This is a genomic window from Salinadaptatus halalkaliphilus, from assembly GCF_006543045.1.
GTDB lineage: Archaea > Halobacteriota > Halobacteria > Halobacteriales > Natrialbaceae > Salinadaptatus > Salinadaptatus halalkaliphilus.
Window position 1 is genome coordinate 12203 of the sequence record NZ_RBZW01000008.1, and the last position, 13190, is coordinate 25392.

The following is a 13190-nucleotide window of genomic DNA, read 5'->3' on the forward strand; positions in this document are numbered from 1 at the left end:
GCTAGGCGAAGCTAACACCCTTAACGCTTTTCCTAAGCGCTCGAGGGGGTCTCGTCCGCTCAGAACACGTCGTTTGCCTCGAGACGGCCATCGCGGACGATCCCTCGGGCGGTTACCTCCTCGCCCAGCCCCACGTCGACGTCGGTGGCGACGCTCATCGTCGTCTCGCCATCGTCTAAGACGACCGGGTCACCGGCTTGGACGACGACACCCGTAAACTCGACTTGCTCGCCGTCGGTCGGCTCGTCGGTATCAGCCTCACGCTCGCTGTCGGCCGCTGGCGTGGTCGACGAATCGTCAGTCGTGGTCTCACCATCCGCCTCGTCCTCGCTATCGTCGGCAAATGCCGAGAGACCGGTCGACGCCTCGGCGGTGGCGTCCCCATCACTGGTTTGGCTACTGCCGGCGTCTGAATCGAGGACGGTGATCGTCGACTGCCAGCCCGCGGAGGCCTCGCGGTCGTCCTGCCAGCCGTCCTGAATCTCGACATCGCCCAGCGCGACCTCGTCGCCGGGGCCGATCTCGAGGTCCGCCTTTTCACCCCAGAGCGCGACGCGGATGTCGTCGGTCGCGTCCTGGACGCGAACGTTTCGAACCTGTCCCTCGGAGCCGTCGTCGCGGTCGAACGTACGTTTAGGATCGGCCGAGCGAACGACACCGGCGAGGTCGACGGTCTGACCGATTTCGGTCTCCTCGATCGGTGTACTCTCCGGGACGTATTCGACCGCTTCGTCGACCTCCTCGATGGTGCCGCGGTTGCCGACGTGGAGCTCGAGGTTGCCGTCGCGGTCCTTGACGTAGCCGTCGACGACTTCGACGGTCGTCCCGGCTGCGAGGTCGTCGGCCAGATCGGCTTGCTCGTCCCACAGCGTGACGCGGATGCGACCGGTCGAGTCGCCAAGCGTCACGTTCGAGACACGGCCCTCGGAGCCGTCGTCGCGATCGAACGTTCGCACGGTATCGGTATCCAGAACGAGCCCGACGAGGTTGACGTTCGAGAGGCCAAGCGAGAGGTCCTCGACGGTGTGGGTGTCCGACACCGTCACCTCGATCTCGGTGTCGGGATCCGGTTCGACCTCGTCGACGCTGACTTCGACGCCGGAAAAGCCCTCCTTCGGACGACCCTTGATCCGCAGGACCTGTCCGTCCTCGAGTTCCTCGATGGCGGCTTCGGCGTGTTCGTCCCAGAAGGCCGCCCGGACGGAGCCGGTCTCGTCGGCGACTTCAACGTTGACGACGCGGCCGTCGTCGTCATCGCCGTCGCGGTCGAACGTTCGCATCTCGCCGATAGAGAGAACCTTGGCGACGAACTTCGCTTCCTCCATCCCCGGTTCGATGTCGGCGATCCCGCCGACCTCGCTCTCACCGATCTCGTGAGCGACGAGCATCGCCGCCGTCTCCTCGTCCGCGAGTCCCCCCATCTGCTCGACTTTCGCTTCTACCGCCTCGCGAAACTCCTCGAGAGAGACGTCAGCCTCGAGGTCTTCGTAGACAGCCTCGATGTCGCTCATGCTATACTCGTGCATGTATAGCCCGCGCATAAGCGTTGTCCATTCGGTGTGCTCGAGCGCCGTGGACCTCGACGTTCGATCCTTCGTCGGAGGGCGCAAGAGCGTGCGATCGAGTCGCCAGTTCGCCGCCGGTCATACCACCGTTGGCCGCCCCATCGCATATAAACTCGCGGCTATGGGGAATCGGTCGACTACTCGGCCTCGAGTTACGACAATGCGAGACAGCCACGTGGGCCGGCGGTTTCGAAAGGGCTTTAACTACTACTCGGCTACGTTGAGTTGAGTCCTGATAGGGTAGTGGACTATCCTCTTGGCTTGCGGAGCCAGGGACCGGAGTTCAAATCTCCGTCAGGACGTTTTCCCGAACACAACAACGACGAGCGTAGCGAGTCGTCCGTGTTCGGGAAAACTCCAACGCGGAGATTTGAGCAGACCAGTGGCAGCCCGCACAGCCGAGCGAAGCGAGGCGAGCAGGAACCTCTGGGCGTGTTCAAATCTCCGTAACGTCTTCGACGTTACGTGCCTCACACTCACGCTGTTCGTGTGAGACTCCGTCAGGACGCTCACTCCTTGCGAGTGCTTCACGTTGTTCAGCACTCGCTGCGTCGTTCGGTCCTGACGTGCCTTACGCTCACTACGTTCGCGTAAGACTCCGTCAGGACGTTGCTGTCGACACAAATTCGCGAGCGAAGCGAGCAGGACTCTCTGACGGCGTTTAGATCCCGTTAGGACGCTCGAGACCCACCCAATAGCGTTACTCCTCACCTGCTGGCTCGTCCTCGAGTGGCGTCCCGTCGATCCGTTTCGCGCCTTCCGAGTCGTGGACGACGACGGCTGCATCGGCGTCGGGGGCGGGTTCGTAGCTGTCCCGAACGCCGATGGCTTCCTCGAGTTCGCGAACGGCGCGCGTTTTCAGGGTCGCAGCGAGTTCGAGGGCGTCCTCGCGAGAAATGTCCCGGCCGAGGCCCTCACATTCGTGGGCGCGGACGACACCGGCTTCGTCGACGGCCTCGCCCATGGGCTGGGTGGTGCCGTCCAGGGCGACGCTGAAGGGATAGGTCTGACAGATCAGCGGGCGATCGTCGTGGGCGGTACAGGCGCCAACGCCGTCTGCGTCCTCGTAGAACACGCAGTCACCACAGCCGTCGGTCTGGAGTGCCCACTCGAAGGTTTCGCCCTCGAGCTCGCCGTCTCGCTCCGCGAGGCCGTAGGGCATCGGGCGGGCGACGTCGCGCCACTCGTGTTCTGCCTCGGGCGGGACGTCGGCCGTGTCGTCGTCGGTGCCGGCTCCCTCGTCCGTCCGGTCGTCAGTGACGTCTCCGTCAGCCGTGTCGGCGTCGGTCAGCGTTCTGACCTCATCGGGAAAGACCGTCGCCGTGTGATCCTCGCTCCCGTGGCCGGTACAGCAGGCGCCACAGCGAGTACACTCGAAACCGATGGATTCGATGGCGTCCGCGAGCGTCTCGACCTCGAGTCTGCGGGCTCGCTCGAGGTCGTGCTCGAGTGATGTCACGGTCGATGGTGGGTGGTGGCGGGGGAAAAGTCAGTCGGTGTCGGGGTCTGTGGCGGTGTCAGTGGTACTGTCGGTGGTCGACTCGTCGTCGGTCTCGGCTTCGTCGGCTGCGGGAAATTTGTAGGTCGCAATTTCGGTGGCGTCACAGACCGGGCACTGATCGACCGGCTCCTCGAACTTGGAACCACAGTGGCGACACTCGTGTAACACCGCGTCGTCGGTGTCGGACTCGGGCTCACGCTGGAGGAACTCGGGGAGGAGTCGGTCGACCGGCATGTTACTCCCGAACGGTCTCCGTCATGGCTCCGTCTGGTCCCTGAAACCCTTTGAGCGCGGGGCCGCCGGCACCGTCGGGCGAAAACACCGTCACGACGTCGTTCGGGCGGATCTCGGTGTCGCCGTGTGGCGTGAGCACGGCGTCGTCGCGTTCGATCGCGACCACGAGCGTGCTGTCCTCGAGGATCCCCTCCGTCGCCGCCTCCTCGAGCGTGCAGTCCGCGATCGGGGCGTCCTCGTGGACGGTGACCTCGACGACTTCGGCACCGCCGGTCAGGCTGATGTAGTCTGCCAAGGGCTCGAGACGGCGGCGGTCGGCCGGGCCGTACGGCGCGTACGGAAAGTCGTGCTCGTTCTGGAGGAGAAACTCGTCTTCGATCTCGACGTCCGCGTTTTCCAGTTCGCGCCCGATCCGTCGGAGGTCGCTCGTGTCGGTGCCGACCGCGAGAACGTGGAGGTTCATCCGCCCGCCCATCAGCTCCCGGACGTTGATCACGCCGGGGATCGCACCGATCTGACGCGCAGCCCCCTCGACATCGCCGAAGGGTGCATGACAGCAAAAGAGGTTCATCAACGATCCGTCGGCGTGTTCGAAGTCAACGGTCGCGTGATAGCCCTCGATGATGCCGTGATCCTCGAGTTGTGCGATTCGATTGCGAATCGTCGCTCCCGAGACGCTGACCTCCGCTGCGATTGCCGGGGCTGAGGTGTTTCTAGCGTCGCTCATCAGCGCGTAGACGATGCGTCGGTCGATTTCGTCGAGGCGATAACTAGCACCGGTCCCGTCTCCCATACGCGCGACTTCGTTATCGTGGGACAAATAGGTATGGTTCTTCGTCTTCCGGACCGAAATCGGATTACAGTTCCGTATCGAAAATATTCGGCCCTGTAGACGCGTCTCGGCCGCGGGTACGCTGTCGTCGATCGCGGTTAGACCGGGTTTGCCCGCTTGCCGTCCCACTCGAGTCGTCCCTCGACGGCGAGTTTCTCGAGGTGAGCAACCACCGTCGCCGCGGCCAGTTCGCGGACGCCGGTGAGGTCTTTGTCGTAGGCGTCATCGAGGATCTCCGTCCGGGTTCGGGCGCCGGTATCGACCGCCTCGAGAACTCGTCGCTCTCGCCGGTATCGGTGGTCGATGAGTCGTTCGAGCGTCTCTCGAGGGGTCTCGATCGCCGGGCCGTGGCCAGGGTAGAGCACGGGTGGGTCGATCGCATAGAGGCGACGAAGTGAAGTGAGATACGCGCGCATATCTCCCTCCGGGGCGCCGACGACGACACTACCCTCGCGGACGGCCACGTCACCACAGCAGATCGGGCCGTGGGGACCGACTTCGAGCGCAATGTGGTCGGGTGCGTGTCCGGCCGTCCCGAGAATCCGCACGGAGCCGTCTGCCGTCTCGATGGTCGTTCCCGGCGAGAGTGTCCGATCGGGGTCGTGGCCCGTCGCCTCCCGAAATCGGCTCGTGTGTCCGTATCGAGCCCAGACTGTCGCATCCGTCTGGGTCGCGTAGGCCCTAACGGCGCCGACGTGGTCAGGGTGGGTGTGGGTCACGAGTATGTGCTCGACGGACCGGTCAGCGACCGCCCGGTCGAGTTCGTCGGTGCGTGCGGCCGGGTCGACGAGAACCGCTGCGTCGGTTCCGAGAAGATACGCGTTCGTAGTGCCACCGGGGGCGTACGAGCCCGCCGGGAGCGTGAAGCGACTGACATCCATACGACGACGTGTGGCCGTATCGAAAAGTGCCTATCGGCGAGCTAGTGCTTGAGGAAGTAGACCTGTTTGCGTGCGTCGCGGAAACTGTATCGTGAGCCGACGAGACCAACGTCCTCGAGACGATTCAACGCGTAGCGAACGGTTCGGTCCGGAAGCAGCGACTCCTCGGCGAGTTGACCCTGCGAGAGCGGGGAATCGGACTCGAGAACTTTCGCGACGAGTTTGGCGCTTGGTGGGAGGTCGCGAAGGCGGTCGCGGTATTCGTCCTCCGAGAGCGTTTCCTCGGTGGTGGTGGTGCGGTCCTCTGCGGTACTCGTGCTCATACCAGTTCCAGTGGAATCGGTGATGGTAAAGCTTCCCTATATGTGGATACGAATAATCCAGTTTGTATAAGGTATATGCATAACGTATTAACACAGAAACCAGCGCCAGTGTGAGCAGACTCCAGTATCGTTTTATCCCACGGGGACAGTAGGTTCGCCCAGTGTGAAAGGACAGGAGTGGTACCAGGCCGACGAGGTCGCCGAGGAGTACGACGACAAACGGTTCTCGAAGGGCGGCCAGCTCATCGATCGCCGGGAAAAAGCAGCGGTTCTCGAGGCCATCATGCCCGTCGAGGATCGATCGATCCTCGAGATCGCCTGCGGAACGGGGCGATTTACGGTGATGCTCGCCGCACAGGGTGCCGACGTCGTCGGGCTGGACATTTCGACAGCGATGTTACAGCAGGGTCGGCGAAAGGCCCAGGGTCGTGAGCTCGCGGGGACACTCGAGTTCCTGCGTGGCGACGCTGGCCGGCTGCCGTTTCCGGACGATCACTTCGATACCGTCATCGCGATGCGATTTTTCCATCTAGCGGACGATCCCGAAGCGTTCCTCCGGGAGATGCGACGCGTCTCCCGTGATCAGATCGTCTTCGATACGTTCAATCGCTTCAGCGCTCGAAGTATGTACAACTGGGCGCTGCCGATGGGTTCGCGACTCTACTCGAAGAGTGAAGTCAGCGAGTTGCTCGCGAAGACGGATCTAACGCTCGTCGAGGTCGAGGACGACTTCCTCGCTCCCTACGGACTCTACCGGTCGATTCCGAACGCGCTCGCCTCGCCGATTCGGGCGTTAGATACGACGGTTGGTGGTAGCCCGGTCACCGATCACTTCGCCTCGGTTTCTTACTGGAACACGAGACTTCGGTGACCCACGCGGCCGTAGACGCTCGTTCTCCGAACCGACCGCCGACGGACGGTCATTCCACCCCTTTTTTACGCTCGGACCGCTCTACAGTACCCTATGAAGCTCTCGGTAGTCGTCTCGACGCTGAACGACCGAGAGCAGTTACTCTCCTGTCTCGACGGGCTGGCAGCCCGAACGCCCGACTCGACGGAAGTAATCGTCGTCAACGGCCCCTCCTCGGACGGGACGACCGGCGTCGTCCGCGACCGAACCGACGTCGACGTTCTGGTCGAAATCTCCGAGAGAAACCCGAACGTCTCGAGAAACGCCGGTCTCGAGACCGCAACCGGCGATATCGTAGCTTTCCTCGACGGTACCTACGAGGTCGAACCCGGCTGGTACGACGCCCTCACCGAGACCATTGCGGGCGACGCATCGGTCGCAACCGGCCCCGTCACGGGTGACCAACGCCTCGACGTCGACCCTCGGACGCCACGGACGATCGCCGGCCGACGAGTACGGCTGTTCGACGGCGCCAACGTTGCGTTCGACCGGACCGTCCTCGATGCACTCGAGGGGTTCGACGAGTATCTCGAGGTCGACGGGGCTCGGGATTGCGCCCATCGGGTCGCCGGACTGGGGTTCGAGGTCGAGTGGACGGGCGAGATGGCCGTCCGAAGCGATGTCGGTGCCGACGGTGGACGGAGCGACGACTGGGGGACCGTCTATCGCTCGTTGTCGTACCGGCTTTCGAAGAACTACGGTCCTCGGCCGACCGTCGTCGCTCGAATCCTCGGCAGTGCGATCCGGGACGGACTTACCGGTGCCAGACGGATCGGATCCGGTGATGTCGCGCCGACGGAGTGGGTCGCCAACGGGCTCGCGGTCGTCGCAAACGCAGCCGGCGGATTCAGAGACGGTGTGCTGGCGCGTTACACCGATCGGTCGGCCCAGCGAAATCCCAACGGCGTCTCGGTGAGACACGACCGAGCCGTCAGAGTGTACGATCGTCGATAGCGACGGCTCGAGATCACCGACGGTGAAAGCCGTGTTTCAGCTTGGCGAACGACCATTATGCTCTCGTTCGAACGATCCGACATGGAGCGACGACAGTTCCTCGCAACATCGGCCCTCGCCGCAACCGCGATCGCCGGCTGTACGAGCACCGCAAGTCAGGATCGGGACCCAGCACGCGGTATCGACGGGGCAGTACCGGACGGACGAACCGATCGGACCATCGAAGTGAGCGCCAACGGCGAAGTCGAAGCCGAACCGGACGAAGCGAGCGCACGCGTCGGCCTCGAGGCGACCGGCGACAGCGCCGAAGATGTCGAACGTGAACTCGCCGAGCGCGCCGAGGAACTCCGGGCGACGTTCGACGAACTCGGCATTCGAGACGAGAACGTCGAGTCTGGTCGGTACAATATCCGCCCCGAGCGCGACGGAAACGGCTATCGGGGGTCACACAGTTTTCGACTCGTTATCGAGGATGTCGACCGGGTTGGAGACGTCATCGATGCCCTCGCGCGAGCCGGTGCCGACGATATCGGACGAATCAATTTCGGCCTGAGCGACGCTCGGCGGGTCGAGCTTCGGGAGGAGGCACTCGACCACGCTTTCGAGAACGCCGACGAGGAAGCGAGACACATCGCCGACAATCGCGGCGTCTCGATCACGGGTACGAAATCGGTCTCGACGAGAAGCGTCGACGTCGTCCCCGCTCGAGCGGAGGCATACGACGTGGCAGCCGAGGCCGATGTCGCCGACGACGCCGCCGCTCCTGCGACCGACATCGATTCCGGTCCCGTTAGCGTAAGCGCCGCCGTCGATGTCGTCTACGGTTTCGAAGACAGGGGCACGTAGCGTCGCGGTCACCGGCCGACTCGAGGCGTCTCACACGAATCCGTCCGCTACAGGGTGACGTCGACGGTCTCGTCGACCCCCGAGAGCCCGGAAACGGTCAACGTCGCATCGGTCCGACCGGTCACCTTGATGTCGATACGGGCGGAAAACGACGTTTCCATCCCGCTGATCATACTGTTGATGTCGGTCTCGAGGTCGGCGCTGGTATCGATTGCACAGACGCCGATCCCTTCGCCGCGTCGTAGTTCCGTCAGGAAATTGGTGTTGAGAAACCGGAATACCGATCGGGTGTCCTCGACTTCGCTACAGATCGTCGAACAAAGGAAGATTCCGGCCCGAAAGCGTGCCGTCGATTGCTGTGACGCAGCGACGAGACTCGAGAACTCCATACCGAGACGAGTGAGATCGCCGATGTCGTCGACGGTCGTGACCGCGTCGTCGTGATCGGGCCCTTCGCAGGTCAGAACCGACGCCCTGTCTCCGGCGCCCGATTTCGCGTTTCTCAGCGTTCGCCGGACGGCCCGGCCCCCGGCGTTCGTCGCGAGAACGATGCTTCGCTCGTCTTCGTCCGCGGCGACGATTCGCGAAAAGACGGTCTTCAACGCCTCGGTGTCGTCGCCGGTCAACAGGATCGAAGTGCCGTCGTCGACGCGGTCGATCGGTAGTGTTTCGACATCGAAAGCCGTCGATCCGGAGACGCTCATTGGGCCACCTCCGGCGGTCGCGCCTCGAGTACCGACTGTCGCAACTCGAGAATCTCCATCGCGGTTTCGGCGTACTGCTGGAGGGTCTCGCGTTCGGCGGGCGAGTAGCTTCGTGACTCGTGATCGAGCACGCAAACCTGCCCGATGACCTGTCCGTTCGGTGCGGTCATATTAGCGCCGGCGTAGGAGACGATACCGAGGTTCTCGAGCTGTTCGTTCTTGTTGAATCGCTTGTCGTCGGCGATGTCTTCGACGACCATGACATCTTCCTGAAGCATGCTGTGCGTACACATCGTATCTTCGCGGGTCAACGAATCCCAGTCTGCGCCGGAACACGCGAGGAAGTTCTCCTCGTCTTTCTCGATCAGGCCGACGAACGAGACGGCGACGTCGAAGTGATCGGCGATGAGGTCGGTGAGACGGTCGAAGCTCTCGTCGATCGGTAGCTCGTCGATATCGTATTCGGCCAGCGTCTCGAGCCGCTCGTCCTCGTCTTCGGGTGCCAGGAAGCCGACTTGCGCGCTGTGATCGATCACGTCGTTGACGACGAACTCGAGGCGATCGGTCGCGTCGGGGAGGTCCCGATTGAGATACTCGACGATGAGTTCTTCGAACGAACTCGTCTCGATGTCTCCTGGCGAGACATCGGTAAACAAGACACACGGCGTCTGTGGCGTCTCGGATCTGATCGTCTCGACGATCTCGAGTCCGGTTCCGTCGGGAAAGTCGTAGGCCGTCACGACACAAACGACCGGTTCGTCCTCGAGCAACTGCGTTGCCTCGTCGACTGACGTCGCTTCGATCGCGGTCAAATCCTCGTGGTCCTCGATAGCCGAGGAGACTGTGGCGATCCGCTCCGGCGAATCGACACAGAGAATTGTACGTTCCATCCATAACCGAGACGGGTAGCAACGACCATATGTGATGTGGCCAACGATCACTCGAGAAACACTATCTGCGGCGAATATGTTCGACCGTCCGGGCTGTTACTCGTCGGGAGGCCCAACAGGAACTGTGCTCAATCGTCGGCGGGCACCGCTGGCTGGTGCTGACCGTCGACCATCCCGAGCACGTCGTCGAAGAAGTCGAGCGTGTCCTCGGGCCCGGGATTCGCTTCGGGGTGATACTGACGAGTGATGATGTCGTACTCGTCGCCGTCGAGTCCTTCCGGCGTCTCGTCGTTGACGTTGATCTGCGTTACCTCGAGGTGGTTGCCCGGCTCTGCAACCGTATAGCCGTGGTTCTGGGTAGTCATGACGACCTGGTCCGACTCGAGATCGAGGACGGGCTGGTTGACGCCGCGGTGACCGAACGTCATCTTCTCGGTGGTGCCGCCAAGCGCCTCGGCGACGATTTGTTGGCCAAGACAGATGCCGGCGACGGGCGTGTCCTCGACGAACGCCTGGACGAGGTCGATTGCCTGCTCGTAGTTGGCGGGGTCGCCAGGACCGTTCGAGACGAACAACACGTCTGGGTCGACATCTTCGACGTCGGCGGCCGTCGCGTCGTAGGGTAGGACGTGGACCGTCGCGTCGCGAGCGAGCAGCGAGTCGACGATCGAGCCCTTCGCACCGCAGTCGACCAGCGCAACGTCGGGACCATCGTTGTCGGCGCCGTGGACGACCGCTTCCTCGACGCTGACCTGGGAACCGATATCGGTATGCTCGCTCATCGTTTTGCAGGCCTCGAGTTGTTCCAGCGCGTCGTCCTCGGTAACGTCCTTGCCGACGGCGATCCCACACTTCATCGCGCCGCCGTCGCGGATATCGGTGACGACATCTCGGGTATCGAGGTGATCGACTGCCGGCACGCCTTCGCTTGCGAGCCACTCGGCGACGTCGTCGGTCAGTTCCTTCGCGAGTACCGCTCGTGGGTGGACGCGGTCGTCCTCGAAGCGTTCTTCTCGGACGCCGTAGTTACCGATCAGTGGATACGAGAACGTCAGAACCTGTTCCTCGTAAGAGGGATCGGTCAAGCTCTCCTCGTACCCGGTGTAGGCCGTCGTGAAAACCAGTTCGCCACGAGCTGTTCCCGGAGCACGACCACGTCCCTCGAGTACGTGGCCGCCTTCCAGTGCAACGTAGGCCGCTGTCATTACGATCTACGTATTGGATACACGATCATAAGTGTTGTCTTCGAAGCTGAGTTACGAAATTCGTAATCGGTAAGTAGCCGCCAATCGAACTGACGGATCTCCATGGACGAGTTGGACCGACAGATCCTCGATATCCTCCGACGGGATTCCCGGACGCCCTACACGGAGATCGCCGACGAGATCGGAACGAGCGAGGGGACCGTCCGCAACCGCGTCGAGCGTATGATGGACGACGACGTCATCGAACGGTTTACGATTTCGACGCGGACGGGCAACGTCAAGGCCATGATCGAGGTCGGCGTCGCCGTCGATGTCGACACGAACGCCGTCGCCGAGCGGATGGCCGAGTGGGAGGAAGTCGACTTCGTCTGGATCGTCTCGGGCGAACAGGATATCGTCCTCGTCGTCGACGCGGCCGATACTCGCCGGGTCAACGATCTCATCACGCAGGCGCGCGATCAGGACGAAGTCGTGAGCACGAAAACCAGACTGATCCTCGACGAGGAACTCGGCTGAGCCGATTTCGAGTGTACAGCGACGTGGCAATCATACGGATTACTGTACCGATGTACCGGCGCACCCGCCGCCCGGGTCGCGGGTGCACCGGAACTGACGTACAGTAAACCGTATCAGAGGTCGTCCTGTGGTACGGCGACGACGGGACAGTCCGCGTTCAACAACAGCGCCTGCGTGACGCTGCCGAACAACGCCTGGCCGAGCGGCCGTCGCTTGCGACCGCTGACGACGATGTACTCGGCGTCTTGCTCCGACGCGTAGTTTCGAATCACCTCTGCCGCGTCACCGACGAGACCGACCGCTTCGTACTCCTCGAGGCCGTCGACGTACTCGGCGGATTCGGACGCGATATCGGCTGCCGTGTCCTGGGCTCGTTCCATGATCTCGTCTGCGACTCGACTCGCTCGCAGCGCGTTTTCCGAGACGTCGGTAAACTCCTCCCGAAAGTCGACGGCCGGATCCGCGACGTGGACGATGTGAAGGGAGACATCGTACCTGTCGGCCAGTTCGTTTGCCTGTTCGAGGACTGCGACCGCTCGCTCGGAGTCGTCGATCGCCGCAACGATTGCCATATCACTCCGTGGGAGTGTTACATATTCAAACTACGGCTTCGTCGTCGATGCCTGGTACGCTCTCTGTCGTCGGGGACGGATATCGGCCCGATCCCGACGGGATCAACAACGCGGGCGAGGGACGGAGGCGGCCAACGCATCGATCGCACATTCGGCGCCCGTCGAGAGGCGATACTGGTTTTACGGGCCGTTTCGATTGTGGCTGTATGACCACGCCACAGAACGACGACCGCCACGAGAACGCGAGCCAAGATGTCGTTGCCGTCGACGAACACGATACCGCACTCGAGACGGTCAACCGACTCGAGGCGCATATGGGCGACGGCATCCGTCATCGAGCGTTCACCTCGTTGGTCTTCGACGAGGACGACAATATCCTTCTCGCACAACGAGCGCCGGATAAGCGCCTCTGGGGCACCTACTGGGACGGCACTGTCGCTTCGCATCCGGTCGATGGGCAGAGCCAGGAAGACGCCACGAAAGCGCGCCTCGAAGAGGAACTCGGCATCAGCCCCGATCAGTACGACGACCTTCGCTTGACCGACCGCTTCGAGTACAAGCGCTACTTCGAGAACGCGGGCGTCGAACACGAGGTCTGTGCCGTCCTGAAGCTGACGCTCTCGGATCGGCGCCTCGAGCCGAACGAAGCGGAAGTCGCCGGCCTCATGTGGGTTCCCTACGAGCGACTGCAAGAAAACCCCGAGTGGTACCGCCAACTGCGTCTCTGTCCGTGGTTCGAGATCGCGATGCGGCGGGATACCCGGTAGGCGGACCGTGGCGTCTACGGGAACGACCGGCGATGGTGGGTGTCGCAGTCGCCGCTCTTGTCACGTGATATCATGCACCAATGTTTATTACCCCCTGCTTCGTACTGTCCCTCGTGGGCCGACAGAACCGGTCCGTGTGACGATATGAGCTCCCCATCACCGGAAACCGAGACGCACGAAGTCTCGCTCTCGACCGAAGAACAGTGGGTCGTCCACTACGCGCTTGGTACCCACATCGACGACGCCCTCGACGACGGCGAAACACCACCCGAGTGGACGCTCGAGGTATTCGACGCGATCGAGGACGCCGACGAGACGGAGACCTTCACCCGCCGACAGACGCGCCGACTCGTCGAACTGCTCGATACGTACCTCGAGACCGAGGAGGCGCCGTATCGGGACATCGTCCACGGAACGAACGTACAGGAACGACTCGAGGAGACGCTGGACGCTCGGGCCTGACGACGGACGGTTCAACGTCAGACCGCTC

The 13190-nt window shown here is 62.7% G+C and carries 16 protein-coding genes and 1 tRNA gene; 7 read left to right on the forward strand and 10 right to left on the reverse strand.

Features of this window, described 5'->3' with window-relative positions; translation table 11 throughout:
- Positions 1–59: 59 nt before the first annotated feature.
- Positions 60–1511 (reverse strand): single-stranded DNA binding protein, encoded by a 1452-nt coding sequence (locus D8Y22_RS02285; protein WP_141463086.1) that lies wholly within the window; start codon positions 1509–1511, stop codon positions 60–62.
- A gap of 283 nt (positions 1512–1794) precedes the next feature.
- On the opposite strand from D8Y22_RS02285, the gene D8Y22_RS02290 reads away from it, so the two are divergent.
- Positions 1795–1867 (forward strand) — tRNA-Arg (locus tag D8Y22_RS02290).
- 398 nt (positions 1868–2265) lie between these two features.
- On the opposite strand, the gene D8Y22_RS02295 is transcribed toward D8Y22_RS02290, so the two are convergent.
- From D8Y22_RS02295 to D8Y22_RS02315, 5 genes are all read right to left on the reverse strand, one after another.
- The gene (locus D8Y22_RS02295) at positions 2266–3024 is read right to left on the reverse strand and encodes a YkgJ family cysteine cluster protein (RefSeq protein ID WP_141463088.1); all 759 of its coding nucleotides are present in this window, start codon (positions 3022–3024) and stop codon (positions 2266–2268) included.
- A 30-nt stretch (positions 3025–3054) separates the two neighbouring features.
- Positions 3055–3300 (reverse strand): hypothetical protein, encoded by a 246-nt coding sequence (locus D8Y22_RS02300; RefSeq protein WP_141463091.1) that lies wholly within the window; start codon positions 3298–3300, stop codon positions 3055–3057.
- A 1-nt stretch (position 3301) separates the two neighbouring features.
- Entirely contained in the window at positions 3302–4093 is a 792-nt protein-coding gene (locus D8Y22_RS02305) for an Lrp/AsnC family transcriptional regulator (RefSeq protein WP_141463093.1), read from the reverse strand.
- A gap of 137 nt (positions 4094–4230) precedes the next feature.
- Positions 4231–5013, reverse strand: a complete 783-nt coding sequence (locus tag D8Y22_RS02310) for an MBL fold metallo-hydrolase (protein ID WP_141463095.1) — start codon at positions 5011–5013, stop codon at positions 4231–4233.
- Positions 5014–5054: 41 nt separating this feature from the next.
- Positions 5055–5336, reverse strand: a complete 282-nt coding sequence (locus tag D8Y22_RS02315) for a MarR family transcriptional regulator (protein ID WP_141463096.1) — start codon at positions 5334–5336, stop codon at positions 5055–5057.
- Between the two features lie 163 nt (positions 5337–5499).
- Between D8Y22_RS02315 and D8Y22_RS02320 the strand changes: the two genes are divergently transcribed.
- The 3 genes from D8Y22_RS02320 to D8Y22_RS02330 all read left to right on the forward strand — a co-directional run bounded on the left by D8Y22_RS02320 (position 5500) and on the right by D8Y22_RS02330 (position 8046).
- Positions 5500–6207 carry a class I SAM-dependent methyltransferase gene (locus tag D8Y22_RS02320; RefSeq protein WP_141463098.1) on the forward strand — a complete coding sequence of 236 codons (708 nt, stop codon included), beginning with the start codon at positions 5500–5502 and terminating at the stop codon, positions 6205–6207.
- Positions 6208–6300: 93 nt separating this feature from the next.
- On the forward strand, positions 6301–7200 hold the full coding sequence (locus D8Y22_RS02325; RefSeq protein WP_141463100.1) for a glycosyltransferase family 2 protein: 900 nt from the start codon (positions 6301–6303) through the stop codon (positions 7198–7200).
- 81 nt (positions 7201–7281) lie between these two features.
- Complete coding sequence (locus D8Y22_RS02330; RefSeq protein WP_141463102.1) at positions 7282–8046, forward strand: SIMPL domain-containing protein; 765 nt, start codon at positions 7282–7284, stop codon at positions 8044–8046.
- 47 nt (positions 8047–8093) lie between these two features.
- Here D8Y22_RS02330 and D8Y22_RS02335 read toward each other — a convergent pair whose 3' ends face one another.
- From D8Y22_RS02335 to carA, 3 genes are all read right to left on the reverse strand, one after another.
- Entirely contained in the window at positions 8094–8750 is a 657-nt protein-coding gene (locus D8Y22_RS02335; RefSeq protein WP_141463104.1) for a DUF7504 family protein, read from the reverse strand.
- On the reverse strand, positions 8747–9640 hold the full coding sequence (locus tag D8Y22_RS02340; protein WP_141463106.1) for a GAF domain-containing protein: 894 nt from the start codon (positions 9638–9640) through the stop codon (positions 8747–8749). The genes D8Y22_RS02335 and D8Y22_RS02340 overlap by 4 nt, the downstream gene beginning before the upstream one ends.
- A gap of 128 nt (positions 9641–9768) precedes the next feature.
- The gene (carA, locus tag D8Y22_RS02345; protein WP_141463108.1) at positions 9769–10845 is read right to left on the reverse strand and encodes a glutamine-hydrolyzing carbamoyl-phosphate synthase small subunit; all 1077 of its coding nucleotides are present in this window, start codon (positions 10843–10845) and stop codon (positions 9769–9771) included.
- 102 nt (positions 10846–10947) lie between these two features.
- Here carA and D8Y22_RS02350 point away from each other — a divergent pair, with 102 nt between their 5' ends.
- Positions 10948–11361: an Lrp/AsnC family transcriptional regulator gene (locus D8Y22_RS02350; protein ID WP_141463110.1), complete on the forward strand. Its 414-nt coding sequence runs from the start codon at positions 10948–10950 to the stop codon at positions 11359–11361.
- A 113-nt stretch (positions 11362–11474) separates the two neighbouring features.
- Here the strand turns inward: D8Y22_RS02350 and D8Y22_RS02355 are convergent, their stop codons facing one another.
- A complete protein-coding gene (locus D8Y22_RS02355; RefSeq protein WP_141463113.1) occupies positions 11475–11933 on the reverse strand; it encodes a universal stress protein in 459 nt (152 codons plus the stop codon).
- A gap of 206 nt (positions 11934–12139) precedes the next feature.
- On the opposite strand from D8Y22_RS02355, the gene D8Y22_RS02360 reads away from it, so the two are divergent.
- Together D8Y22_RS02360 and D8Y22_RS02365 are read left to right on the forward strand one after the other, a co-directional pair.
- Positions 12140–12700: an NUDIX hydrolase gene (locus D8Y22_RS02360; RefSeq protein ID WP_141463114.1), complete on the forward strand. Its 561-nt coding sequence runs from the start codon at positions 12140–12142 to the stop codon at positions 12698–12700.
- Positions 12701–12844: 144 nt separating this feature from the next.
- Positions 12845–13162, forward strand: coding sequence for a DUF7853 family protein (locus D8Y22_RS02365; RefSeq protein WP_141463115.1), 318 nt, complete (start codon positions 12845–12847; stop codon positions 13160–13162).
- Positions 13163–13190 lie beyond the last annotated feature (28 nt).